The organism is Wocania ichthyoenteri Th78 (genome assembly GCF_000789235.1).
GTDB lineage: Bacteria > Bacteroidota > Bacteroidia > Flavobacteriales > Flavobacteriaceae > Wocania_A > Wocania_A ichthyoenteri.
Genome location: NZ_KN525716.1, coordinates 3,165,931 through 3,192,282, shown reverse-complemented (window position 1 = coordinate 3,192,282; position 26,352 = coordinate 3,165,931). Strand labels below are relative to the sequence as shown.

Annotated in this window: 20 protein-coding genes; 10 read left to right on the top strand and 10 right to left on the bottom strand. The window is 30.8% G+C overall.

What is annotated here, in order from left to right; genetic code table 11:
* Nucleotides 1–12: 12 nt before the first annotated feature.
* Entirely contained in the window at nucleotides 13–1,029 is a 1,017-nt protein-coding gene (gene gap / locus RG22_RS13975; protein ID WP_034044373.1) for a type I glyceraldehyde-3-phosphate dehydrogenase, read from the top strand.
* Nucleotides 1,030–1,057: 28 nt separating this feature from the next.
* Complete coding sequence (locus RG22_RS13970; RefSeq protein WP_034044371.1) at nucleotides 1,058–3,295, top strand: ATP-binding protein; 2,238 nt, start codon at nucleotides 1,058–1,060, stop codon at nucleotides 3,293–3,295.
* Here the strand turns inward: RG22_RS13970 and lpxK are convergent.
* Complete coding sequence (gene lpxK, locus RG22_RS13965; RefSeq protein WP_034044369.1) at nucleotides 3,285–4,289, bottom strand: tetraacyldisaccharide 4'-kinase; 1,005 nt, start codon at nucleotides 4,287–4,289, stop codon at nucleotides 3,285–3,287. The genes RG22_RS13970 and lpxK overlap by 11 nt on opposite strands.
* Nucleotides 4,290–4,342: 53 nt before the next feature.
* Here lpxK and RG22_RS13960 point away from each other — a divergent pair, with 53 nt between their 5' ends.
* The 3 genes from RG22_RS13960 (at nucleotide 4,343) to msrA (ending at nucleotide 7,011) form a co-directional block, all read left to right on the top strand.
* The gene (locus RG22_RS13960; protein WP_034044366.1) at nucleotides 4,343–5,437 is read left to right on the top strand and encodes a Nif3-like dinuclear metal center hexameric protein; all 1,095 of its coding nucleotides are present in this window, start codon (nucleotides 4,343–4,345) and stop codon (nucleotides 5,435–5,437) included.
* A gap of 3 nt (nucleotides 5,438–5,440) precedes the next feature.
* The gene (locus tag RG22_RS13955) at nucleotides 5,441–6,220 is read left to right on the top strand and encodes a zinc ribbon domain-containing protein (RefSeq protein ID WP_034044364.1); all 780 of its coding nucleotides are present in this window, start codon (nucleotides 5,441–5,443) and stop codon (nucleotides 6,218–6,220) included.
* A gap of 131 nt (nucleotides 6,221–6,351) precedes the next feature.
* A complete protein-coding gene (msrA, locus tag RG22_RS13950) occupies nucleotides 6,352–7,011 on the top strand; it encodes a peptide-methionine (S)-S-oxide reductase MsrA (RefSeq protein ID WP_034044361.1) in 660 nt (219 codons plus the stop codon).
* Between the two features lie 141 nt (nucleotides 7,012–7,152).
* Here msrA and secDF read toward each other — a convergent pair whose 3' ends face one another.
* From secDF to RG22_RS13915, 7 genes are all read right to left on the bottom strand, one after another.
* A complete protein-coding gene (gene secDF / locus RG22_RS13945; protein ID WP_034044359.1) occupies nucleotides 7,153–10,140 on the bottom strand; it encodes a protein translocase subunit SecDF in 2,988 nt (995 codons plus the stop codon).
* A 157-nt stretch (nucleotides 10,141–10,297) separates the two neighbouring features.
* Complete coding sequence (locus tag RG22_RS13940) at nucleotides 10,298–10,960, bottom strand: hypothetical protein (protein ID WP_034044358.1); 663 nt, start codon at nucleotides 10,958–10,960, stop codon at nucleotides 10,298–10,300.
* Between the two features lie 187 nt (nucleotides 10,961–11,147).
* On the bottom strand, nucleotides 11,148–12,074 hold the full coding sequence (gene mdh / locus RG22_RS13935) for a malate dehydrogenase (protein WP_034044355.1): 927 nt from the start codon (nucleotides 12,072–12,074) through the stop codon (nucleotides 11,148–11,150).
* Nucleotides 12,075–12,324: 250 nt separating this feature from the next.
* Nucleotides 12,325–13,359: a DUF6588 family protein gene (locus RG22_RS13930; protein WP_034044354.1), complete on the bottom strand. Its 1,035-nt coding sequence runs from the start codon at nucleotides 13,357–13,359 to the stop codon at nucleotides 12,325–12,327.
* Between the two features lie 107 nt (nucleotides 13,360–13,466).
* The gene (locus RG22_RS13925) at nucleotides 13,467–16,013 is read right to left on the bottom strand and encodes a carboxypeptidase-like regulatory domain-containing protein (protein ID WP_034046128.1); all 2,547 of its coding nucleotides are present in this window, start codon (nucleotides 16,011–16,013) and stop codon (nucleotides 13,467–13,469) included.
* Entirely contained in the window at nucleotides 16,000–16,914 is a 915-nt protein-coding gene (locus RG22_RS13920) for a FecR family protein (protein WP_034044352.1), read from the bottom strand. Before RG22_RS13920 ends, RG22_RS13925 begins: the two co-directional genes overlap by 14 nt.
* A 53-nt stretch (nucleotides 16,915–16,967) precedes the next feature.
* Nucleotides 16,968–17,483 carry an RNA polymerase sigma factor gene (locus RG22_RS13915; protein WP_034044350.1) on the bottom strand — a complete coding sequence of 172 codons (516 nt, stop codon included), beginning with the start codon at nucleotides 17,481–17,483 and terminating at the stop codon, nucleotides 16,968–16,970.
* A gap of 289 nt (nucleotides 17,484–17,772) precedes the next feature.
* Between RG22_RS13915 and RG22_RS13910 the strand changes: the two genes are divergently transcribed.
* From RG22_RS13910 to RG22_RS13890, 5 genes are all read left to right on the top strand, one after another.
* Nucleotides 17,773–18,825 carry a hypothetical protein gene (locus RG22_RS13910; protein WP_034044347.1) on the top strand — a complete coding sequence of 351 codons (1,053 nt, stop codon included), beginning with the start codon at nucleotides 17,773–17,775 and terminating at the stop codon, nucleotides 18,823–18,825.
* 231 nt (nucleotides 18,826–19,056) lie between these two features.
* Nucleotides 19,057–20,109, top strand: coding sequence for a hypothetical protein (locus RG22_RS13905; protein WP_034044344.1), 1,053 nt, complete (start codon nucleotides 19,057–19,059; stop codon nucleotides 20,107–20,109).
* Between the two features lie 84 nt (nucleotides 20,110–20,193).
* Nucleotides 20,194–20,979, top strand: coding sequence for a zinc metalloprotease (locus tag RG22_RS13900; RefSeq protein ID WP_034044341.1), 786 nt, complete (start codon nucleotides 20,194–20,196; stop codon nucleotides 20,977–20,979).
* 27 nt (nucleotides 20,980–21,006) lie between these two features.
* On the top strand, nucleotides 21,007–21,576 hold the full coding sequence (locus RG22_RS13895) for a porin family protein (RefSeq protein ID WP_034044339.1): 570 nt from the start codon (nucleotides 21,007–21,009) through the stop codon (nucleotides 21,574–21,576).
* 228 nt (nucleotides 21,577–21,804) lie between these two features.
* Entirely contained in the window at nucleotides 21,805–22,260 is a 456-nt protein-coding gene (locus tag RG22_RS13890) for a hypothetical protein (RefSeq protein ID WP_034044336.1), read from the top strand.
* 68 nt (nucleotides 22,261–22,328) lie between these two features.
* Here the strand turns inward: RG22_RS13890 and gyrB are convergent, their stop codons facing one another.
* Both gyrB and asnB read right to left on the bottom strand, forming a co-directional pair.
* Nucleotides 22,329–24,278, bottom strand: coding sequence for a DNA topoisomerase (ATP-hydrolyzing) subunit B (gene gyrB, locus RG22_RS13885; protein ID WP_034044334.1), 1,950 nt, complete (start codon nucleotides 24,276–24,278; stop codon nucleotides 22,329–22,331).
* 335 nt (nucleotides 24,279–24,613) lie between these two features.
* Complete coding sequence (asnB, locus tag RG22_RS13880) at nucleotides 24,614–26,278, bottom strand: asparagine synthase B (protein ID WP_034044331.1); 1,665 nt, start codon at nucleotides 26,276–26,278, stop codon at nucleotides 24,614–24,616.
* Nucleotides 26,279–26,352 lie beyond the last annotated feature (74 nt).

Here is a 26,352-nt window from a genome sequence, read left to right as displayed (position 1 = left end):
ATTTATTTATTTATGATTAAAGTTGCCATTAATGGCTTTGGAAGAATTGGCAGACGTGTTTTTAGATTACTACAAGACTATAAAAACATCCAAGTTGTTGTTATAAACGATTTAGCAGACACGAAAACTTTAAGCCATCTACTTAAATACGATAGTGTTCACGGGTTATTTAATGGTACTGTTTCTCATGATGAGAATAATATTATTGTAAATAATAAAAAAATCCCACTTTTAAATTCTAATCATCCAAAACAAATAGATTGGACACCTTTTAATGTTGATTTTGTAATTGAAGCTTCGGGGAAATTTAAAACTCTCCCCGATTTACAACATCATATAAATAATGGCGCAAAACGTATCATTTTAAGCGTACCACCTGCAGAAGATGATATTAAAACTATTGTACTTGGTGTAAATGATACTATTATTGATGGTACAGAGACCATTATTTCAAACGCCTCGTGTACCACCAACAATGCGGCACCAATGATTGATGTAATCAATAAACTTTGTGGTATTAATCAAGCTTACATAACAACGGTACACTCATACACAACAGACCAAAGTTTACACGACCAGCCTCATCGCGATTTACGTCGATCAAGAGCAGCAAGTCAATCTATTGTACCAACAACAACTGGTGCAGCTAAAGCATTAACAAAAATTTTTCCCGATCTTGCCAATGTCATTGGAGGTTGCGGTATTAGAGTCCCTGTCATAAATGGCTCGCTAACAGATATTACTTTTAATGTAAAAAAAGAAGTTTCTATTGAAACCATAAATGAAGCATTTAAAGAAGCTTCAAAAAACCAATATAGAGACATTATAGAATATACGGAAGACCCAATAGTTTCAATAGATATTGTTGGAAACGCACATTCTTGTATATTTGATTCTCAAATGACATCTGTTATCGGAAATATGGTAAAAATAATAGGTTGGTACGATAATGAAACTGGATATTCTAAAAGAATAATCGACTTAATGTGTAATTTGTCGGAAAAAAATGTGCTTTTATCGATAAAATAATTATATTTGTCGAGAATAATAAATATAAATGCCCCAGACAAAAAATTATATATATGCTTTTTTAATGTTGATAAGCTTCAGCTTGTACTCTCAAAACACTATTGAAAACGACCCTGAAATTATTCAAAACAACATAGATTATCGTATTACGCAAGCTAAATACGATATAGAAAGCTACGACTATTACGAAGCTCAAAAAAAACTTGACGAAGCTTTAGAAATTGCAATAAATGCAAACAACAAAAAAAGCGAAGGTATTATTTATGCAATAAAAGGAGAATTACAACTTATTATTGAAGAAGAAGATAATGCTATAAAATCTATAAATAAAGCAATAGAAGTACAAAATATAATAAACGATAATATAAATATTGGTAAATCCCGTAAAGTTTTTGGCGATATTTATTTAAGCAAAAAGAACTACTATCAAGCATTAGATCAATATACCGCAGCAAAATCTAAATTTCAAGAAGAAGAACTAAACAAAAATTTAGGTGAAGTTTTACTTGCCGAAGCACAAACTTATATGAGTTTAAAAAACTTTAGAAAAGCTAGAGTACTTAATGAGCAAGCAGTTGCATTAGCAAAAAGGAATAACTATTTAAAAATTCAAAGTAACGGATTAGTAAATCATGGTAAAATATATAGTGTCTTAGGTGATAATGAAAAAGCATTAGAATTTGCTAGTGAAGGTATACAAATTGCTAAAGAAAATAAATATGCCAATATTTTAAATGATGGTTATTTAATTTTAAGTGAGATAAATCAAAACATTGGAGATTATAAACTATCTAATAATTATTTAAAAGCACATATAAAACTATCAGATTCTCTTAGAGCTGTTAAACGAGCAAATTTATCGCCAGATAAAAAGGTTCAGTATTTAATTGCTGATAAAACAGAGGAAAACAAAAAACAAGCTAAAGAATTAGAAGAAGCTAATAACAAAAACGATTTAAGTACTTTAATATCCATTTTAAGTGTCGCATTAATTACCATATTGTCCCTATTAACCTTATCACTTTACAAAAACAATAACATAAGGTTAAAAACCAACAATATGCTTCATAAAAAAAATGGAGAACTTATTATTGCAAAAGAAAAGGCAGAATTAGCATCAAAAACTAAGGCTAATTTCTTATCTACAGTGACACACGAATTACGTACACCTCTATATGCTGTAACGGGTTTAAGCAATATGTTACTAGACGAAAACCCAAAACCAGAACAAGTTCAGCATTTAAAATCACTTAAATTTTCAGGAGATTATCTACTTACATTTATAAATGATATTCTTCAAATAAATAAAATTGAAGCGAATAAAGTAGATATCGAGCCAGAATCCTTCAACTTAAAAAAGAAAATAAACAATATTGTTTTAGCATTAAATAACTCAGCTTCAGACAACAATATTAAAATTCATTTTGAGTACGATGCAGATTTACCTGAAAACTTTATAGCAGATCAATTAAAGATTTCTCAAATACTCATAAACTTAATTGGTAACTCTATTAAATTTACAAAAGATGGAGATATTTGGATTAGAGTTTATAAAATTGACCAAAGTGATAACACCTATACTTTACGTTTTGAAGTAGAAGATAATGGTATTGGTATTAGCCAAGAAAAGCAAGACAATATGTTTGAAAGTTTCTCCCAAGGCTCTATTCAAATTAATAGAAAATATGGTGGCACTGGTTTAGGACTTTCTATTGTTAAAGGCTTAATTGAGATTTTAAAAGGGGATATTTATTTAAAAAGTGAATTAGGACAAGGCACAACTTTTTATTTTGAAATTCCTTTAGAATACACATCTGTAGAAGAAATTAAAGAAAAAGCACCAACTTATTTTAGCGGAGACACCAGCGAATTAGATTTAACTAATGTTAAAATTTTAGTAGTTGAGGACAATAAAATAAATCAAATGATAACTAAAAAGATTCTTACTAAAATGAATCTTAAATGCGATATTATTGATAATGGTGAGGCTGCTGTAGAAATGATTAAAACCAATGCGTATAACATTATTTTGATGGATATACACATGCCAGGAATAAGTGGAATTGAAGCTACTAAAATTGTTAGAAGTTTTGATAAAGAACTAACCATTTTTGCATTAACCGCTGTAACTATTGAAGATAAAATGCATGAGTTTGAAGAAGCAGGTTTTACAGATATTATACCTAAACCATTCAAGCAAGAAGAGTTTGAGAAAAAACTCTATAATGCATTAGCTTCAAAAAAGAACTCTTCTACTAGTGCTTAACTGCTTGCTTAATTAATTCATTAAACTTTATCTTATTATCTATAACAACAGTTATTGGTAAATAAAACAGTTTATCTTTTAAAGATTCATGCTGTTTTAGTCGCATATAATCTTTTTCAGTTGTAATAATTAATTCTTGCTTTTCTAAAAGAACAATATCTTGTTGCGAAAACTCGTGGTGGTCTTTAAAGTCTAAATGTTCAAATCTCAAATTTTTAGCTTCTAAAAAATCAACTAAAGGTTTTGCATTTGCTATTCCAGTAACCAAAGTAAAATCATGTAAAGATTCAAAATTTTTAGATGTATCATTAGAAAAAACTTCATTTGAATATGCTATTGAGCTAAAAAAAGCAAACTGGTAACTTTGTAATTTCAATTTATTTAAAATAACAACTTTCTCAGACTCTTTTAAATCATTCGGGCATTTAGTAACAATAATAACATTTGCACGTTTGGCACCACTTTTAGGCTCGCGTAAATTACCAGTTGGCAACACAAAATCTTCAGTATAAATATTATTGTAAGTAGTTAGTAAAATATTAAAACTAGCTATTACTTTGCGGTGCTGAAACGCATCATCAAGTAAAATAACCTCAGGTTTATTTTCTAAATTTCTTAAGTTTTTAATGCCATTATTTCTATCCGAATCAACAGCTACCAAAATATCATTTTTAAACTTATTATAAAACTGAAAAGGTTCATCACCAATAGACTCTGCAGTCGAATTTACATCAGCCAATTGAAATCCTTTTGTTTTACGTTTATAACCTCGGCTTAGTGTAGCCAATTTAAAATCATTTTTAAGCAGTTTAATTAAATACTCAATCATAGGTGTTTTACCAGTACCACCAACACTTAAATTACCAACACATATTACAGGGAAATTATATGATACAGATTTTTTAATTCCTAAGTCATATAATTTGTTTCGCAACCAAGTCACTAAATAATATATAGGAACAAGCGGGAATAATATTTTTCTAATTAGCTTCACAGCTACGAAAATATAATATTTATATTTGTTTTAAATCAATACCAAAAAATAATATGATAGTTCAAGATGTCATAAATCATTTAGAAACACTCGCGCCTTTGGCTTACGCCGAAGATTTTGATAATGTAGGGCTTTTAGTAGGTGATAAAAACGCAAAAATAACTGGTGTTTTAGCCACTTTAGACACACTTGAAACTGTTGTAGACGAAGCTATTGAAAAAAACTGCAATCTCATTGTTAGCTTCCACCCTATCATTTTTAAAGGTTTAAAAAAGCTCACCGGCAAAAATTATGTAGAGCGTGTGGTTTTAAAAGCCATTAAAAACGACATCGCTATTTACGCTATACATACCGCTTTAGATAATGCTTTACAAGGTGTAAACGATATGATTTGTAATCAATTAGAATTAATAAACAAACAAATTTTAATTCCCCAAAGCGAAACCATAAAAAAATTAATAACTTATGCACCAAAAAATGAAGCAGAACAATTGCGAACTGCTTTATTTAATGTGGGTGCAGGAAATATTGGTAATTATAATGATTGCAGCTTTAATATTGAAGGATTAGGAACATACAAAGGCAACGAAAATTCAAATCCAACTATTGGCGAAAAAGATATTTTAAATACCGAAGAAGAAACTCAAATATCTATCACTTACCCTAAGCATTTAGAATCTAAAATACTCAAAACGCTTTTTAAAACTCATAGTTATGAAGAAGTTGCTTATGAAATAACGACTTTAGAAAATAAAAACCAAAATATTGGTATGGGTATGATTGGTGAATTTAAAGAAGCAATGGAAGCATCAAGCTTTTTAAATCACGTAAAAACTAAAATGAATACCGCATGCATTAGACATTCTGATTTTACAAACAAACCCATAAAAAAAGTAGCTGTTTTGGGCGGTTCGGGTAGTTTTGCAATCCAAGCAGCTAAAGCCTCTGGTGCTGATGCATTTATAACTGCTGATTTAAAATATCATGATTTTTTTATAGCAGAAAGCAGCATACTTTTGGCAGATATTGGACATTATGAAAGCGAACAGTTCACAAAAAACCTTTTAGTAGCATATCTTACAAAAAAAATTACTAATTTTGCAGTCGTTTTATCAAAGACAAATACCAATCCTGTTAAGTATTTTTAAAGTATGGCTAAAAAGAAAGAAGTAACTGTAGAAGAGCGCTTAAGAGCTTTATACGATTTACAACTCATCGACTCTCGTATAGATGAAATAAGAAATGTTCGTGGAGAACTTCCATTAGAAGTTCGTGATTTAGAAGATGAAGTTGCTGGACTAAACATTAGGTTAGAAAAACTTATGGGTAGTTTAGAAGTAATTGATAACGATATTACTTCAAAGAAAAATCTTATTGAAGAAGCTAAAGCCTTAATTAAAAAGTATAGCGAGCAACAAAAAAATGTTAGGAATAACAGAGAGTTTAATTCGCTTACTAAAGAAGTTGAATTTCAAGAATTAGAAATTGAATTAGCTGAAAAGCATATCAAAGAATTCAAAGTTCAAATAGAACAGAAAAAAGAAGTTATAGCTGAGACTAAAGAACGTGTAAAAGAGCGAGAAAACCACCTTAAGCACAAAAAGAGTGAGTTAGATGCTATTTTAGCAGAAACAGAAAAAGAAGAACAAGCTTTAATCTCAAAATCTGAAGATTATAAAACACAAATTGAAGAGCGCTTAGTATCTGCCTATAATAGAATTCGCAAAAACGTTAAGAACGGTTTAGCAGTAGTAGCTATTGAAAGAGGTGCTTCTGGAGGATCTTTCTTTACTATTCCGCCGCAAGTTCAAGTAGAAATTGCTTCACGTAAAAAAGTAATTACAGACGAGCATAGTGGTCGTATTTTAGTTGATGCTGCTTTAGCAGATGAGCAAAAAGCAAAAATGGAAAAAATGTTTGCAAAACTTTAATTCCAGTTTAAAAACATAAATTTTTAAAAGCCTTTCGTAACGAAAGGCTTTTTTATTTAATAAAACTTTTACACACTAATTATTAAGGTTTTGTATTTTTATTCGTCTATTGAAAAAAAGAAAAACACAAAATGAACAAGTTGATTCCTTTATTTATAGTAGTCTTATTATTTAGTTGCCAAAACACAGCACAGGTTAACAAAAAGCAACAAGATGTAATTAATGCTAAACCGATTGAAGTACCCATTAAAAATGGTAAAGCTCGTGCTTATTTTGCTAGCGGTTGTTTTTGGTGTGTTGAAGCTATTTACGAAAGTGTTAAAGGCGTTGAAGAATCTATTTCAGGATATGCTGGCGGACATACAAAAAACCCAACTTATGCATCAAGTAATACAGGGAGAACAGGTCATGCCGAAGCTGTTGAAATAATTTACGATCCAAAAATTGTAAGTTTTAAAACTTTAGTTGATGTATATTTTGCTTCACAGAATGTTACACAAGTAAACGGACAAGGCAATGATATAGGCTCTCAATACCGTTCTATTATTTTTTATCAAAATGAAACTCAAAAGCAAATTATTTTAAAGAAAAAAGAAGCTCTAGCTGAAGCCTTGAATGCCCAAATCGCAGCTGAAGTATATCCTTTTCAAAAATTTTGGGTAGCCGAAGATTACCACCAAGATTATGAAAAATTAAATCCTAATAATTCTTATATCAGAAATGTATCTATCCCTAGATTAAATAGGTTTAAGTCTAAATTTCCTAAAGCGTTTTTAAAAGAAAACCATTAAAAATAGAGATTTACACCTCAACTTTATACTTGTTAGGTCTTAAAAATCCTATAGGTCTTTTTATAAAATAATGAGTAAAACAATAAAAAAAAGCCTATCAAATACATGATAGGCTTCTCACTATAAAGAAAAAAATTTGAGTTAGTCTTTCTTCTTTTTTCCTTCTAATTTATTTACTGAATCGTACATTATTGGCGTTGCAATAAATAACGATGAGTAGGTACCAACTATTACACCTACAATTAAGGCGAACATAAAGCCTCTAATAGAATCACCACCAAAAATAAAGATGGCTAATAATACTACTAACGTTGTTAATGATGTATTTAGTGTTCTACTTAATGTACTACTTAATGATACGTTAACCACTTTATCGAATTTCCAAGCTGTGTGCTCGTTAAAGAATTCACGAATTCTATCGAATACTACCACTGTATCATTTAATGAATAACCAATAACCGTTAATATAGCAGCGATAAATGCTTGATCTATTTCCATACTAAATGGCATAAACTTATAGGTTAATGAGAATACACCTAATACAATTAATACATCATGAAAAACAGCTGCTACTGCACCTAATGAGTATTGCCATTTCTTAAAACGCAATAAGATATAAAGGAATACTACAATTAACGACCCTAAAATAGCCCAAAATGAGGCTTGTTTAATATCATCGGCAATGGTTGGACTTACTTTATAATACTTCATTAAGCCAACCGTTTTCGTATCGGCATCACTAATAAAATCTTCGTAAGACACACCATCTAAATGTGGTATTAATGCTGTATATAATGCTTTTCTTAATTCTTCATCAACCTCAGCTCCAGTTTCGTTTACTTTATACTTAGTTGTAATTTTTAATTGATTAGCATCACCAAAGGTTTTAGCATCTGCACTACCAAAAGCATCAGAAAGCGCTGATGTAATTTCTGAAGCACTAACATCTTGTGCAAAACGTACTTGGTAGGTTCTACCTCCAACAAAATCGACACCTTGGTCTAAACTATTAGTAAATAGAGAACCTAAACTTACTATAATAAATGTTGCAGAAATAATATAAGCTACTTTACGTTTCTTTAAGAATTCAATACTAATATTTCTAAACAGGTTTTTAGTTAATCCTGTTGAGAAATCTAATTTTCCGCCTTTGTTTACATACCAGTCTACCAATAATCTTGTAATAAAAATAGCCGTAAATAACGATGTTCCAATACCAATTAATAAGGTAGTTGCAAATCCTTTAATTGGTCCTGTACCAAAAATAAATAAGATTAATGCCGTTAAACCTGTTGTAATATTCGCATCTAAAATTGAAGATAAGGCATTTTTAAATCCATCTTGAATGGCTTCTTTTTGCCCTTTACCTTTAACTATTTCTTCTCGAATACGCTCGAAGATAAGTACGTTGGCATCAACCGACATACCAATAGTCAATACAATACCTGCAATACCAGGCAATGTTAATACAGCTCCTAACCCCGATAAAATACCAAAGATTAATAAGATGTTTAATATCATAGCAACATCTGCAAATCCACCTGCTTTACCATAGTAAAAAATCATCCAAAGTAAAACTAATGCTAATGCAATCATAAATGATTTAGTACCACTATCAATAGCTTCTTGACCTAATGACGGCCCTACCACTTCACTTTGAATAATATCTGCTGATGCTGGTAATTTACCAGCACGTAATACGTTTGCTAAATCTATCGCTTCGTTTAATGTAAAATCTCCTGAGATTGAAGAACGCCCTCCAGAAATTGGTCCTGTAGTTACCCCCGGAGCAGAATACACAATATTATCTAAAACAATGGCTATTTGACTGCCTTGAGTAAATGCTCTACCAGTCATTTCTTCCCAAATCTTAGCCCCTTTTGCATTCATTTGCATGGCAACTTCAGACTTATTACCTACTGGACTAAATTCGTTACTAGCATCAGTTACCACAGCACCACTTAATTGCGGTACATCTTCTCTATTACCAACTAAAGCATATAAGTCTACAAGCTCACTGTCCTTGTCTGGTTTACCAAATGCAAATTTCGCATAACGTTGTTCTGCTGGTAATAAAGCTCTAACTTGGGGTAAACTTAAATAGTTTAATACTGTTTCTCTATCTTTTAATTCGAAGCTTGCAATAACTGGACCTCCTTGATAGCCTTGACCTTTTATTAAATCGAATAATGGGTTTACTGTTGCAACTGCAGTTGAATCGGTTTCAGCTTCTCCTAAAAGCGCATCAATTTGTGAATCTTCTGCACTTTCTTCATCTTGAGACTCAACATCCTCAACCACTTCATCAACTTTAACAATGTCTTTTAAAACCTCATTAGCTTGTACTAAAAACGGAAAGAATTGTTCACCTTTATAAGCATCCCAAAACTCTAATTGTGCCGTACTTTGTAATAATCCCGTAGCACGCTCAACATCTTTAACTCCTGGTAATTCTACTAAAATACGACCAGAATTCCCTAAACGTTGTATGTTTGGAGACGTTACACCAAACTCATCAATACGTTTGCGCAATACCTCGAAAGCAGATACAATAGATTCATCAATCTTAGTTTCTATGATACCTTTAACCTCATCATCAGTCATACTTCCATCTATCTCACCATCTAATGCTTTGGTATAAAATATATCCGGAGATGCTAATTTGGTATCGCCTTTAATCGCATCAAATGCTACGAAAAAATCTTCTAAATACGTATTTTGGCTATCTTTTTGAAGCTCTGTAGCATCATCTAATGCTTTATTAAAAACAGGGTCTTTAGTATTATTAGCCAATCCTTTTAAGATATCTTTAACCGATACTTGTAAAATTACGTTAATACCTCCTTTTAAATCTAAACCTAGATTCATAGCTTTTTGCTTCACATCATTATAAGTGAATTTTGCAATACCTATATTATAAACGGTATCGGTGGCTATAGATTCTAAGTAGTTTGTTTCTTCAATGCTTCTTTTTGCTCTGTAGTTTTCCTCTGTATCGGCTATTTTATTTATAGCGATTTCTTGAGCTTCGCTCTCAATTTGATTGGCTTTGAATGTGAATGATAATTGGTAAATACTTACCAAACCAAACAAAAGCGCAAATAATTTTACTAATCCTTTATTTTGCATTTTGTGTTTTTTTGTGTTTTAGTTTCCCACTTTATTTATTGATTCTTAATTCATAATATTATATTCATGAATCTTTGACTTCGTGGGATTTGACAATTTTATGTTTTAATAATTTTGATAGCTCTTGGGTTGATTATAAAAGCTAATTTTTCTGAATTTAAGCTAAAGGTCCAGCTCTAACTTCAGGTATTTTATATGAAGTATTGTCTATTGCAATGGCAATATTATAGTGTATTTTATAGGCTACTTTTTCAATGCTTTTGTTTATTTCAACAGCATTAATAAAAGCATATATATTTGGATTTGAAAATCTATTGCTTTCAGCTTTTAACTCAACAACAGAAACACCGTTTAAATCCCATTCAACATCACTTCCGTTTTGAATTTCATAAACATCAAGATTATAGCTGATTTTCTCTTCATCAAAAGGAAGCTTTGAAGAGTCTTCATTTTGATTACTAAAAGCATAATCTAAAACTATGTTTTTTTCTTTTGTAAAGGTCTTTTTTATACTGGCTACATCAGTATCACTGTAATAAGTAATTACTAGCTTTCCGTTTTCTTCTTCCTTTATTTTAATATTACTAACACCTAAATCTTGCAATTGCTTTTTTACAATAGCAATAGTATTTTGAGTGTCCTGAGATGTTATGGAAGTATTTGTAAACTGTAATACAATTTCTTGATTTGGCACAGTAATTTGCTGCTGAGAAATAGCACCAAATAGAGTAAGTATAATAATTAAAGCACTAATGTACCATTTTGCCTTCATGCGCCAAATATACTCAAAACTAATAGTATTCCTAATTTTTATACCCATCTTTTTCCTTTTCTCTTTATTAAAATTTATCTCCGTAACTACAGCTATGCTTTAAAATTTTGCTTCGATAAAAGAAAAAATGTCAACCCTAAATTCTCCGAAATCCTATTTTTTTTTTGAGTATATAAAAAATAAAGACTGTATTTCTACAGTCTTTACGTAAATATCTATTTTAAAAGATTTAATTTTAAAACTCAAGTAAGCCATTAGTTTTCTTAACACCTTCAGCACTTTGTTGCATATGTGCTTTTTCGGCATCACTAAGTTCTATATTTACAATACGTTCTATACCATTTCTGCCTAAAACTACTGGTACACCAATACATAAATCGCTTAAACCATATTCACCTTCTAATAAAGTTGAACATGGAAACATTTTCTTTTGATCGCAAGCAATAGCTTGTACTAATCCAGAAACTGCTGCACCTGGTGCATACCAAGCCGAGGTACCTAATAATTTAGTTAATGTTGCTCCACCAACTTTGGTGTCTTCTTTTACTTGATTTAATCTGTCTTCACTTAAAAATTCAGATACTTTTATACTGTTTCGTGTAGCATGTGATGTTAATGGCACCATACCAGTATCGCTATGTCCACCAATTACCATACCGTCTACATCGCTAATTGGAGCTTCTAAAGCTTCGGCTAATCTGTATTTAAAACGAGCAGAATCTAAAGCACCACCCATGCCTATAATTCTGTTTTTAGGAAGGTTAGTTGATTTATGAACTAAATACGTCATCGTATCCATAGGATTACTTACTACTATAATAATTGTATTTGGAGAATGCTCAATTAAACTTGACGATACTGATTTTACTATACCTGCATTAATCCCAATTAATTCTTCGCGAGTCATTCCTGGTTTACGAGGAATTCCAGAAGTAATTACACAAATATCGCTATCTGCTGTTTTACTATAATCGTTTGTGATACCTGTAATCTTAGTATCAAACCCGTTTAAAGATGCACATTGCATTAAATCCATAGCTTTACCTTCGGCATAGCCCTCTTTAATGTCTAGCAAAACAACTTCCGAAGCGAAGTCTTTAATTGCAATATATTCTGCACAACTAGCGCCAACTGCACCTGCTCCAACTACTGTAACTTTCATAAGTTTATTTTTTAAATGATTTGTGATTTGTTATAAATTCTAGTCAAAATTCATGCTTTTTATTTACTTAAAACATGACTTTTGTTTGTTTTAAAAGCTATTAATTTTGGTTAACAAAAGTATGAATTTAAATGCTGTAAATAAAAAAAGTGCAAGATTAAATCCTGCACTTTAAATTCAAATAACTAATATAAACTAACTAAAACATAAATTATTAAAATATCTTTTTTTTATTTTACAAAAAAGAGTTTTATCTAAACCCAAAGTTTATACCTACTGAAAAGGCATTAAATTCGGCTAAATGGTATTCGGCATTCAATCTGAAAAAGCCTAATTTTAATTTGGTACCAATAGTCCCTCTAACTCCAGACACTTCGCTTGACACTGAAAAAGGATCGGTTATTGTCTCAGAAAATAAAGGCCCGTTATTAACAGTATAAGTTCCTAATAAATCCGATTCAGACTTACCCTTGATATATCCTAAACCACCATAAAAGTTAATTATTGGTAATTTGGTAGAGGCTATTAATTGAAACAACCAAGTATTTGTATCATTTTCTAAGCGTTGATTATTTCCACTTATTCCAGATGAATCTGTTAAATCGTAAGAGCCATCTAAATGCGTGTAAGCAACTAAACCAGATATTGCTACTGGCAGTAGTTTATCTGCAGGTAGCCATTTTGTAAATTCCATTTGCAATCCAGCTCCGTACATACTTAAATCCACATCATCAGTATCAATTTTAGGAATAAAACGCGCTTTAATTTCTATGCCTTTACTAAGTCCTAATGCGCCTTGAATAAATGCTGTTGGCAATAGATTGGCAGTACCCGAACCAATACCACTAGGCAAGGTAATAGTTTCTTGTTGCTCTCCTAAAATAGGATCATCATAAGTTACTACAATGTTTATATCTGAACTATTTTCACCTAAAGCAGTTGCTACCATTTTTGTATTGGATTGATCAGCAAACTCAACTGTAAAATCCTGATCTGGATTACTGTTATAATCAGCAATATTCATTAAAAATGATTTGTGGCTATTTTGTATTGTTGCAGCATTAGCAATAATAGAAATTTCAAAACCTCCCAAAGGTTTAGCATCAGCCGTATTAAACCAGTTGGCATTCATACTATATATTAAACCATCTGTTCCAGGTGCTAAATAATCATTAGCAAATCGTTCTGCGTTATCGACACCAGCAGCAAGAAGTGCATCAATATCTTGTGCTTTTGAAGTAATTGTTGCTATACAAAACAACATAAGTAGAGTTAACTTTTTCATTTTATTTTAAGATTTAGGTTTGACAAAAATATAAAAAAAATCACATAAAACAACGTTTAATCGTTAAAATATTACTTTTTGTCGATTTTTTTATAATGATTCTTTTTTTAAAAATTTATTCTTAGACTTAAATTTGGGGTTAAACCAAGGGATTTATTGTTTATTTGAATAGCTGAGTTAGAGTTCTCTGGATCTACCTCATAATATCTGTTAATACTGTTTTTCTTATTAATAAGATTAATAACTCCTGCACTTATAGAGGCATTAGTGGTGTTTGAAATATTAAAATTATATTTAACCGAAGCATCTAATCTCATGAAATTATCTAAATTTTCATTATTAGGCAAATCGTAATTGACTACTGTGTTATTACCATTCTGTATGGTTTCATTTCCTTCAACTGGTTTTGTGTAGGGATGACCAGATCTCCAAATACCACCAATTGATATTTTTAAGTTATCTACAATATCATAATTAAAAGCCAAAGACACCGAATGTCTAATATCTACATTATTGGGAAAAACGGATGGCGTAAAACTTTCAAATTTGTAATCATTAATACTATAAGTATAACTTAACCATGTACTATATTTATTTGCTGTTTTGTTTATAAGAAATTCTACTCCTTTTACATGATAACTTCCTGTAGCATTTAAGTATTGAAAATTATTATAAAACCCTTGATTAGAAGCTGTAATTCCTTCAACAACTTTATAAAAACCTTCTACATCTATCACTAGATTGTTTTGATTATACTCAAAACCTAAAGAGGCTTGTTTGCTTTCAGAAATCTTTATTTCTTTTTCATTAGCTAAAATCCAACGGCGGTTTTCAACTCCTAAAAAATCATCTTGAAAATCTATAATCTGAGTTGCAGATTGGTTTTTAAATTCGCCTTGTAACTTTAATGCAAAATAATGACTTAGTTTTTGCCTAAAATTTAATCTAGGCTCTATCAAAATTTTATTGAATTTTTGAAAATAATTCCCTCTAACCCCTAATCTGAGATAAGTATTATGTTTTTTAAATTCTATTTCGCTAAAAATCGCATGATTTAACAATACATCTTTTTTAGTTTTATCATAAGAAGGTGCACTTACAGTGGTTTCGTTCAAAATACCAATTTCACTAAATTGATAACCACTCAAAAGGTTTAAGTAATTATTAATCTTTAAATTAGTTTTAAGCTTAATTCCAGTTTCTAATACTTCATTTGCTTGCGTTAGTTTTTGATCGGTTTCAATTCTATAATCAACAGCATCAACATTATATTTTGAGTAAAAAACATTAAAATTTGTTGTAAACTTATTACTCCAAAGGGCATTCCAGCTAGCTCCAATACCTAAATTTTGTTGCTTTAAGTTACTAGTTTTAGATTCCGTTTCATCATCAGTATTGGTATAGCTTTCAGTGTAATCTAAATTATTATTTATGCCAATAATATTGGCTCTAAATTTATGATTCTCATTAAAATCAAAAAGCAGTTTTGCTGTATAATCGTAAAAGAAAAACTCAGACGACTTGTTGCTTTCACTTATATTATCGCTGTTAGTAGTCAACTCACTATCTTGAAAACTACGCTCAAAATAAGTATCGTAAGTCGGTGAGTTAAAAACATCTGTAAATGATCGCCTTCCAGATATATGCAACGCTAATTTTTCACTTAATGGTATTTCAAAAAAAGCATCGGCATGTATTAAATTAATACCTAAACCGCCAGTAAAAACGTCCTCTATTTTGTTTTTTGTTGACATACTAATGGTACTAGAAACACCATCACTAAATTCGCTTGAAGTACCGTTTTTGGCAACTGTAACTTTGTTTGTTAAATAAGGGTTATAAGCAGATATAAGCCCGAAAAAATGTCCAGAATGATACATTTTAATGTCATCCCAAAGTATTAGGTTTTGGTCATTCGTACCTCCTCGGACATTAATGTTTGCAATACTTTCGTTAACACTTTCTACCCCTGGTAAAGCTTGAATAGATTGCATAATATCTGGTTCTGTAAGCCCTGGTAAAATGCCAAACTTCTCCGTATTTAAAATAGTGCTCCCATCTATGCGTTTTTGTAAACCAGTGGTTAAAAACTTTGATATTAAAACCTGATTGAGTTCTTCATTTTTCACTTGCATTTCTATTGTTTTGCAAGTGTTTTGCAATAACATTAAATCCGCAGCTTTAAAAAGTTGTGTTTCAAAACCTAAAAAGGATATGATTATAGTTTCATTTACATCAACTTCATTCAAATTAAAAGCGCCGTCAATATTTGTAATAACACCTTTTGTTGTATTCCTAATTAAAACTGAAGCTCCAAGTAAAGGTTCTTTGTTTTTTTCTGAAACCAAAACGCCACAAATAGATATAGTTTTATTGATGGTAGAAACGGTTACATAACGCTCGTTAAGAAATTTAAAATTTAAAAGTGTTGTAGCATTTAAAGTGTCAATAATTTGGTTTAATGTATCTGATTTGTTCGGTGTGTTAACCAAAACACCACTTACATCATTTACCGAATAGGAAAACTTAACATCAAATTGTTTTTCTAATTTCTGCATTAAATCCAATAAAGGCATCCTTTCTTCAGTTTGAAAACCAAAGGAAAAAGAACAATAGGCAGTAAATAAAATTATTAGGTATTTAGTTCTTAGCATAGTTATAGAACTCAACTTTATTGCCATTTATTTTATAGCTTAATTTAAGCGGAATGGTTACAGACTGCAACGCAATATTTTTATCGACGTGCGTAAAGCTTCCTGAAAAAGCTTTAGTAACATCGACCTTTGAAGCATCAATAATTATATTATATTGAATTTCTAATTCATTAATAACTTGCCAAAGTGGCACATTATCAAATGAAGACTCTTTAGCTAACCAAGATGGGTTTTCAGCATTAAAGTCTTTAGTTAAATCAATTTCGTTATTAATAACTCTAAATGATTTTCCTGGTGTAAGTATCACTTTTTCTTTATTATGTGTAACACTTACAGAGCCTTCATAACATTGTACTTCAAAATAATTTGCACGCTCTTTTACATTAAACTGTGTTCCTAAAACTTGAATGCTACCTACATCTGTATGAACGGTAAATTTCTCTCCTTTTATTACTTTAAAAAATGCTTCACCATCTAAATCAAGACTTCTGCTTTTTTTCCATTCTTTTTTATTAAAGGATAGCTTAGATTGTGCGTTTAAAATAACTTCAGAATCATCTGGCAGTTTAAACGTTTCTGTTTGGGCAATTTCTGTTGAATATGATTTTGTATTGTTAAAGAATAAAAAATAAGACGATGTTAACATAACAACCAAAATGGCAGCTATCTTTAAAAACGATTGAAAATTTAAAGGAATTACTTTAGGCTCTTCTTTTTTAAATGTTCTAGTTTTAAAATCTGATAAAGCTTTTTGTACATCAACTTTAGGCGCATCAATTTGCTTGGAATAAAAGCCTGCCTTTTCTAGTACAGAAAAGTCTTCATCTGGATATAACTTTTTAATCTCAATAGTAGAGATTTCTCCGTCAAACCATTTTAATATGTCGCTTTCTTTGTTCATTTTTAATTCATTCTATAACTAAGACACCTATATATATATTTACCCTACCCTAATTAAATATTTTCTATATGTGCTCTTAAAATTTTTAGTGCGCCAGACATTCTTTTTTCAACTGCTTTTTGAGAAATCTCTAACAATTCAGCTATTTCTCTATATTTTTTTCCGTCTATTCTATTTAATAAAAAAACTTCACGCTGTGCTTCAGTTAATAATGATATGGCATTTTGTAATTTCTTTTTAAACTCTTCCTCTTCTAATAAATATTCTGGACTTTCAATTGTTTTATCAATATAAGGAGCAGCTTTTGCGTATTCTAAAACTACTTTATTATGTTTTACTTTATTTAAAAACAAATTATTAACTGTAGTAAATAAATATGTTTTTGCCTTTGTAAAATCTATTTTAGAACAATTCTCCCAAATTTTAGAAAATGCATCTTGAACCAAGTCTAATGCATTATTCTTATCACCACATTTATAGTACGCAAAATTACTAGCATGCTGAATGTGCTCTAAATAAAATTTATTAAAGTAAGTCTCTTCACAAAGTTTGGAGTCATTATTTGTCATTCTAAATAGGTATCTAAATCTTAAAATTAAAAAACAATTACAAAAGTAGGGTAAATTTATTTTTAGCTGTCTATAGTTTGTATGAAATCATAAAGTATGCTATGAAAAACGAAATTATAATTAAAGTAATTGAAATCATTTTAAAAATAATATTAACAATTTGCATTTTAGTTTCAATTCATTTAATAATTGAATTAATATTTTAAAAAGTAGGGTAAACTTAAAAAGAGTTGTCTTACTTCTAGAAAGCGAAAAAATCGCAAAAATAATAACCCAAAAAATTAATATCATGAAAAATTTAAAATTTATTACAGCAATCTTATTTATGTCTTTATTAGGATTTACATCTTGTCAAGATGAAGACGATAAAATTAATGGAGACAATTCGAAGGCAAATGCAGCAGACTCTCAAACAGCACAAAATTTAGAACGATCGTCTATGCATGATGGTAGTTTTGATGACTTTTTAGATAACGTATCTTGTTCATCTATATTATTACCAGTTACGGCTACCGTTAATGGAACTGAAGTTAATGTAATTAGCGAGTCTGATTATTCAACAGTGATAGATATTTTATCTGAATACAATAACGATGACGATGAAGTTGTTTTACATTTTCCAATATCTGTTCAATTAAGCAATTACACAGAAATTCAAATAGCAAATCAAATAGAATATGATGCGTTAATAATTGCATGTAACCAAGCTGAAAATACTGCTAAAGACGCTATTAATTGTTTAGATATCAATTTCCCAATCACTATATTCACTTATAATTTAAATTTTAATCAAAATGGTAGTGTTGTTATAGAATCTGAAGAAGAATTATATGCTTACATCAATGACTTTGGTAACGATAAATATTTCACCGTTAATTACCCAATTACTGCAACTTTAAACAGTGATACAGTAATTAGTATTACAAGCGACTTAGACTTACAAACTAAAATTACTGAATGCATTGCTATAGAAGATGAGATGGAAGAAGCTGAAGAAGATGCTAAAACTGTAGAAGCTATTTTAGTTGAAGGAACCTTTAAAGTACAATCGTTTATTGATGCAAGTATTGAAAAAGCAAATGATTATGCCAATTATACCATTGATTTAGCTGGCAATTTATCTTGTACTGCACAGAATACAGTAGATTCAACAGTTGAAGATGTACAAGGTACTTACGAGGTAACCTCACAAACAGAAGTGTATTTTAACTTAACCTTTTCTGGGAATGCTACTTTCGAATTACTAAATAATTCTTGGGAAGTAACAAGTTATTCTCAGAGCTCAATTTCTTTACAAAGCACAACAAATGCGGCTGTAACTTTAGTTTTAGCCCAAATATAATTAAGTTTGCATTTGTAACTTATGTTATGAAAACAGCTGCCAAAATTTGGCAGCTGTTTTTAATTTGAAAAACACAATTATGCTAAAAACATTAAGTTATATAAAGTAATTAAAAAAAATATCAGTTTATGGTAGGGTAAATTTAAATACAGTTGTCTTATCTACAGAAAGGCGAAAAAATCGCTATGAAAAAGAAAAAATATATAAACCCAAAAAAAAAGAATTAGTATTATGAAAACCTTAAAATTATTTACAGCAATCTTATTTCTATCATTTTTAGGATTAACATCTTGTCAAGATGAAATTGATAATGAAAATGGACAAAATCCAAACACAAATTCAGCAAACTCAGAAACAGCAAGTAATTTAGAACGCTCATCAATGTACGATGGTAGTTTTGACGATTTTTTAGATGGCATGTCTTGTTCTTCTATTTTATTACCAGTTACAGCAACAATTAACAACACGGAAATAACTATTGTTAGCGAATCTCAATATAACTTAGTTTTAAACATACTTGGAGAACTTACTAATGATCAAGATTCTATTGAATTTCAATTCCCACTTTCAGTAAAGTTAAGTAATTATACAGAAGTACAGATTGCAAATCAAACGGAATATGATGCACTTATGAATGCTTGCGAACAGGCTGAACAAAATGCTGAAGATGCTATTAATTGCTTAGATATAGATTTCCCAATAACCATTCTAACTTACAACTTAAACATAGAGCAAACAGGTAGTGTTGTTATTGAATCTGAGCAACAATTGTACACCTATATGAATAACTTTGGTAATGATGAAAAGTTTGCTATTAATTATCCAATAACAGCTACTTTAAATGGAGATACTATAGTAGAAATTACAAGCGATATTGATTTAAAAACTCAAATTACTGAATGTTTAGCTACAGACAAACTAAAAGAAGAGGCTGAAGAAAACGCTAATACATTAGAAGGTGTTTTAGTTGATGGGGCATTTAAAGTAGAATCATTTGTAACAGCTGGTGTTGATACAGCTAATGATTATGCTAACTATTCTATAGATTTTGCTAACGATTTAACATGTTTAGCAAAACATACAGTAAATGCAACTATTGATGATGTACAAGGTACATATGCCGTAACATCAGAGCTTGAAGTGTTTTTAAATCTAACTTTTTCAGGAAATGCTACTTTCGAATTATTAAATAATACATGGGAAGTTACAAGCCACTCCGAAAGTTCGATCTCTCTGCAAAGCACAACAAATGCTGCAATAACTCTAGTATTAGCCCAAATATAAAACTAGATTCGCATTTGTTACGTATGTTATGGTAAAACAGCTGTCAAGAATAGACAGCTGTTTTTAACAATTAAAAACAACTATATGAAACATAAATTTTTAATAACACTTTTGCTTTTAGCCTTTATAAATTCTTGTTCTAAAGAAGACATAACTAATACAGACCTTGATAATGGTACAGATAATGTAAATATAACTGCGAATCAAAAAGCAACAGGATCTTCATCTAACGATCTTTTATCTGATAATATATTTAAAAGTATGGTTATTGAAGTTGTTTATGTTGAAGGGTTTGAACCTACCCAAAATACTATTAATAATTTTAAATCATTTTTAGAAGCTCGAACTTTTAAGCCTAATGGGATTACTGTTGAAAAAAGAGCTTTTACACCTACTGGAAAAACAAAATACACTATTCAAGATATTATAACTATTGAAGATGCAAATAGAACCAAATACAACACAAATAATCAAATAGCCGTTTGGGCATTTTTTGCAGATGGAGAGTCAGACAAAAATACTAATAATAGTGCTGTTTTAGGCACTGCTTATAGAAACACCTCTTTTGTGATTTTTGAAGAAACTATTAAAGATTTAAGCAATAGTACTTTTGAACCCGATAGAAGTGTTTTAGAAACAACAGTTATAACACATGAGTTTGGGCATATTTTAGGTCTTACAAACCTGGGTTCAGATATGGTTAATGACCATGAAGATTCAGAGCATGCTAAACATTGTAATGTTGAAAGCTGCTTAATGTATTGGTCTGCAGAAACTGGAGATGGTCTATCAAATTTAATTGGAAATAGTAATGCCCCACAATTAGATTCGCAATGTATAGCTGATTTGCAAGCTAATGGCGGGAAATAATTTTTTTTAACTCAAAATTATAGAAATATGAAAACTAAATTTTTAACAACAATATTAATTATAACGGTGCTTTTTAATGCAAAAGCACAAGAAAATAAAAACTCAACTAAGTCTAATGCTGGTATAAAACTAGGCTATAATTTAGCAGCTGTTAATTTTGATGGCGATACTGAAACCGGACAAAGACATGCATTTCATGTGGGTTTTTATGGAGAATCTTTTTTAAACGAAAGTGTTGCTCTTCAAATTGAATTATTATACTCACAACAAGGTTACGAATTACAAGATAATGGCGGCACTTTTACCCAAAAATTAAATTATATAAATCTACCATTACTACTAAAAATATATCCAAGTGAAAACTTTTTTTTAGAAGCTGGTCCTCAAATTGGTTTAGCCATTTCTCATAAAGAAGAGTTTGATAGCAGCTTTGGTTTATTTGATACCTCTCAAGAATTTAACCCTAGCAACTATGATTGGGGTATAAACTTAGGTGGTGGTTTTAAAACAAACTCAGGAGTATCTTTAGGCATTCGTTATCATATAGGAATGGGTAATGTTTACGACGAAGGAAGTCCAAAAAATAGAGTATGGTAATTCTCATTGGGCTTTGATTTTTAAACTTAAGAACTCAAACCAAAAAGACCATCAAAACTAATAGTTTTGATGGTCTTTTTATATATAAACCTACGAGGTTTATTAATCATAGATGTATAATTTAAACTACACTTTTCAAATTTAAATTAAAATAATAGTAGGGTAAAAAAGGTTTAAGGTGTCTTAATATTGAAAGTCAATTATTAATAACATTAAAATTATTAAGTCATGAAAATATTTAAAACATCAGTATTTATTATTGTTCTAAGTTTTTCATTTGTGATACAAGCTCAAGATTCTGAATCGTCAAATGAAACAAAAATTGATAAAAAATCATATTATCAAAAAAGAGCATTAGAAGATGCTAAATATGAACAACAATTTAGTGCAGAAACTAAAGCAGAAGAAGAAACCTTTTGGAAAGATCAAAAAAATTATGAAAGTAATTTAAAAAGAAAAGATAGAAAAGCCTATAAAGCTTATATGAAGGGTAAAAAAGATGCCTATGCAGAACATTACGAGCATTGTAGCCATAATTGTCATCATAGTGATTATTATTATCACCACGCAACATTTTATTATTACAGGTACGATGGATATTACTATGAGAGATATCCTAGAAGAAGTACTATAAACACGAGAGTAAACGTAAGTACTCCAAATGTACGTTTAGGCTTATTCTAAACATATTACAATAAAAAATAGGCTATCAGAAAAAAGATAGCCTATTTTTTTATTTTATAAATTATTATTTAAGCATCAATATTAGCATAAATAGCATTTTTCTCAATAAATTCTCTACGAGGAGGAACCTCGTCTCCCATTAACATTGAGAAAATTCTATCTGCCTCAGTACCATTATCTATTTGAACTAAACGCATCGTTCTAAATTCTGGGTTCATAGTAGTATCCCAAAGTTGTTCTGCATTCATTTCTCCAAGACCTTTATAACGTTGTATTTTTGATCCATCTCCAAATTCTGAAACAATCTCATCACGTTCTTTATCAGACCAAGCATACTGTTTTTTAGCACCACGTTTTACTAAATATAATGGTGGTGTTGCAATATAAATATGTCCGCCTTCAATTAACTCTTTCATGTATCTAAAAAAGAACGTTAAGATTAACGTCGCTATATGGCTACCATCAATATCTGCATCACACATAATTACTACTTTATGGTAACGCAACTTTGAAAGGTTTAAAGCTTTACTATCTTCTTCAGTACCAATAGTTACACCAAGTGCTGTAAATATATTTTTAATCTCTTCGTTTTCAAAAACCTTGTGAGTCATCGCTTTTTCAACGTTTAAGATTTTACCTCTTAATGGCAAAATAGCTTGAAACGCTCTATCACGACCTTGCTTTGCAGTTCCACCTGCCGAATCTCCCTCAACAAGAAATACTTCACATTTTGCAGGATCTTGCTCAGAACAATCAGATAGTTTCCCAGGCAAACCTCCAATACTCATTACCGTTTTACGTTGCACCATTTCACGAGCCTTTTGAGCTGCATGACGCGCTTGAGCCGCAAGAATTACTTTCTGTACAATAATTTTAGCATCGTCTGGGTTTTCTTCTAAATAATCAGTTAACATTTCTGAAACAGATTGACTTACTGCTGCAGAAACTTCTCTGTTTCCTAATTTGGTTTTGGTTTGACCTTCAAATTGTGGTTCTTGAACTTTTACCGAAATAATAGCAGTTAAGCCTTCACGAAAATCATCACCTGCAATATCAAATTTCAACTTATCTAACATTCCAGATTCATCTGCATACTTTTTTAATGTATGTGTTAATCCACGACGAAATCCAGACAAATGTGTTCCACCTTCATGTGTATTAATATTGTTTACATAAGAGTGTAAATTTTCAGCATACGATGTATTATAAATCATGGCTACCTCAACAGGTACCCCATTTTTTTCACCTTCAAAAGCAATCACATCTTTCATTAAAGGCTCACGAGTTGCATCTAAATACTTTATAAATTCTTTTAGTCCTTCAGTAGAATGAAATGTTTCACCTTCATATTCACCATCTTCTTTTTTAGTTCTTTTATCTACTAAATGAATAGTAATTCCCTTATTTAAATAAGCCAATTCCCGTAAACGACTTGCTAAAGTATCGTAACTATACTCTAGTGTTTGTGTAAAGATAGTTGAGTCTGGTTTAAAGGTTACTGTAGTTCCTCTTTTATCAGTCTCGCCAATATGTTTGACTGGGTACATAGCTTTACCGCGCTCGTATTCTTGCTCATAAACTTTACCTTCTCTAAAAACAGTTGCTTTTAAATGTTCAGATAGTGCATTAACACAACTAACACCAACACCGTGCAACCCACCAGAGACCTTATAAGAATCTTTATCAAACTTACCACCTGCTCCAATTTTAGTCATAACAACCTCAAGTGCAGAAACCCCTTCTTTTTTATGTAAATCTACAGGAATACCACGACCATCATCCTCAGTAGTAATCGAATTATCCTCGTTAATAATTACTGTAATATTATTACAGTGTCCAGCTAAAGCTTCATCAATTGAGTTATCCACCACCTCATAAACTAAATGGTGTAGACCACGCGTACCAACATCTCCAATATACATAGATGGACGCATACGCACGTGCTCCATACCCTCTAAAGCCTGAATACTATCTGCCGAATAATTATGCTTGTTAAATTCTTCTTTTTTTTCGCTCATATTTATATTATTTATGATCTATTCTGGTTATTTTTTTCACAAAAAAAGACGCTATAAAGCATCCTTTTGAATACAAACAAATATACAAAATTACAAAGCCTTTAAAAAGCCTTTTAGCGAGTTTACTTAATAATTATCAACAATTGTTAATTACTTAAAACGCTCTTAAATCGACTAAAAAGTGTCTTAAAATTAATTTTAATGCTTTTTTAATCATTCTTGAATTTAAAAAATTATAAAACGCCTTAAATCGCATATTATAGATTTTATTATAATGAAAAAGACCAACAAAAATGCTGGTCTTTACTAATAAAAATATATAACTGAATACTCAATTAATACGCATCATCGTGAACTTTTGCTACTGCTCTACCCGATGGGTCATTCATGTTTTTAAAGGCCTCATCCCATTCTAAAGCTATTTTAGTACTACAAGCTACACTAGGCTCTTGTGGTACGCATAAAGCTGCTGCATCACTCGGAAAATGCTCTTCGAAAATAGAACGGTAATAAAACTCTTCTTTGTTTTGCGGTGTTTGAATTGGAAATCTGAAATGTGCATTTTGGATCTGCTCATCGCTTACAGCTTCGTCAACAACCTCTTTAAGCGTGTCAATCCAACTATAACCAACACCATCGCTAAATTGCTCTTTTTGCCTCCAAGCTACACTTTCTGGCAACATATCTTCAAAAGCTTTACGTACTACCCATTTTTCCATACGCTCACCGTTAATCATCTTGTCTTGAGGGTTAATCCTCATCGCAACATCCATAAATTCTTTATCTAAAAATGGAACACGACCTTCAATTCCCCAAGCTGCTAAACTTTTGTTAGCACGTAAGCAGTCGTACATGTGCAGCTTACTTAATTTACGTACCGTTTCTTCATGAAATTCTTGAGCATTAGGTGCTTTATGAAAGTACAAATAACCACCAAACAACTCATCTGCTCCTTCTCCAGATAACACCATTTTAATTCCCATCGATTTAATAACACGAGCCATTAAATACATAGGCGTACTAGCTCTAATCGTAGTAATATCGTAAGTTTCTAGGTTATAAATCACATCACGAATAGCATCTAATCCTTCTTGAATAGTAAACTTTATTTCGTGGTGAATGGTTCCAATATGGTCTGCTACTTTTTGTGCTGCAGCTAAATCTGGCGAGCCTTCTAACCCAACTGAAAAACTGTGTAATTGTGGCCACCATGCCGCTTGTTTGTCATCAGACTCTATACGTTTTTCTGCATATTTTTTCGCTATTGCTGAAGTAACAGATGAATCTAAACCACCAGATAACAAAACACCATAAGGTACATCACTCATTAATTGTCTGTGTACAGCAGCTTCAAGCGCTTCTTTTATCTCGCTGATACTGGTTTCGTTATCTTTAACAGCATCATATTCTGTCCATTCTCTGTTATACCATTTTACAAACTCACCATCTTTACTGCTTAAATAATGACCTGGAGGGAACAATTCTATTTTAGTACAAACACCTTCTAAAGCTTTTAATTCTGAAGCTACATAGAATGTTCCGTTTTGATCCCAACCTATATAAAGTGGAATAATTCCCATGTGGTCTCTTGCTACAAAATATTCATCTTTTTCAACATCGTAAATAGCGAAGCCAAAAATACCGTTCATTTCATCTACAAAATCTACTCCCTTTTCTTTATACAATGCCAAAATAACTTCGCAATCGCTTTCTGTTTGAAATGTATATTTACCTTCAAACTGTTTACGTAATTCTCTGTGGTTATAAATCTCACCGTTTGCTGCTAGAATTAACTTTTTATCTTCACTAAATAGTGGCTGCTTTCCTGAGGCTGGATCTACTATAGCCAAACGCTCATGTGCCATTATTGCTTTGTCGTCACTATAGATTCCGCTCCAATCTGGTCCACGATGACGAATGGTTTTAGACATTTCTAATATTTGAGGTCTTAAATCTTCAGCCTTTTGCTTTAAATCGAATGCACATACAATTCCACACATAATCTTTATCTTTTAATATATTTTATTCTAATTAATGATACAAAAATGCTATTATAGTTTTATTATAAAAACAT

Excerpts from the sequence above, each read along its gene's own strand:
- gap (WP_034044373.1), top strand. The coding sequence starts at position 13 with ATGATTAAAGTTGCCATTAATGGCTTTGGAAGAATTGGCAGACGTGTT.
- RG22_RS13970 (WP_034044371.1), top strand. The coding sequence starts at position 1,058 with ATGCCCCAGACAAAAAATTATATATATGCTTTTTTAATGTTGATAAGC.
- RG22_RS13960 (WP_034044366.1), top strand. The coding sequence starts at position 4,343 with ATGATAGTTCAAGATGTCATAAATCATTTAGAAACACTCGCGCCTTTG.
- RG22_RS13955 (WP_034044364.1), top strand. The coding sequence starts at position 5,441 with ATGGCTAAAAAGAAAGAAGTAACTGTAGAAGAGCGCTTAAGAGCTTTA.
- msrA (WP_034044361.1), top strand. The coding sequence starts at position 6,352 with ATGAACAAGTTGATTCCTTTATTTATAGTAGTCTTATTATTTAGTTGC.
- secDF (WP_034044359.1), bottom strand. The coding sequence starts at position 10,140 with ATGCAAAATAAAGGATTAGTAAAATTATTTGCGCTTTTGTTTGGTTTG.
- RG22_RS13940 (WP_034044358.1), bottom strand. The coding sequence starts at position 10,960 with ATGGGTATAAAAATTAGGAATACTATTAGTTTTGAGTATATTTGGCGC.
- mdh (WP_034044355.1), bottom strand. The coding sequence starts at position 12,074 with ATGAAAGTTACAGTAGTTGGAGCAGGTGCAGTTGGCGCTAGTTGTGCA.
- RG22_RS13930 (WP_034044354.1), bottom strand. The coding sequence starts at position 13,359 with ATGAAAAAGTTAACTCTACTTATGTTGTTTTGTATAGCAACAATTACT.
- RG22_RS13925 (WP_034046128.1), bottom strand. The coding sequence starts at position 16,013 with ATGCTAAGAACTAAATACCTAATAATTTTATTTACTGCCTATTGTTCT.
- RG22_RS13920 (WP_034044352.1), bottom strand. The coding sequence starts at position 16,914 with ATGAACAAAGAAAGCGACATATTAAAATGGTTTGACGGAGAAATCTCT.
- RG22_RS13915 (WP_034044350.1), bottom strand. The coding sequence starts at position 17,483 with ATGACAAATAATGACTCCAAACTTTGTGAAGAGACTTACTTTAATAAA.
- RG22_RS13910 (WP_034044347.1), top strand. The coding sequence starts at position 17,773 with ATGAAAAATTTAAAATTTATTACAGCAATCTTATTTATGTCTTTATTA.
- RG22_RS13905 (WP_034044344.1), top strand. The coding sequence starts at position 19,057 with ATGAAAACCTTAAAATTATTTACAGCAATCTTATTTCTATCATTTTTA.
- RG22_RS13900 (WP_034044341.1), top strand. The coding sequence starts at position 20,194 with ATGAAACATAAATTTTTAATAACACTTTTGCTTTTAGCCTTTATAAAT.
- RG22_RS13895 (WP_034044339.1), top strand. The coding sequence starts at position 21,007 with ATGAAAACTAAATTTTTAACAACAATATTAATTATAACGGTGCTTTTT.
- RG22_RS13890 (WP_034044336.1), top strand. The coding sequence starts at position 21,805 with ATGAAAATATTTAAAACATCAGTATTTATTATTGTTCTAAGTTTTTCA.
- gyrB (WP_034044334.1), bottom strand. The coding sequence starts at position 24,278 with ATGAGCGAAAAAAAAGAAGAATTTAACAAGCATAATTATTCGGCAGAT.
- asnB (WP_034044331.1), bottom strand. The coding sequence starts at position 26,278 with ATGTGTGGAATTGTATGTGCATTCGATTTAAAGCAAAAGGCTGAAGAT.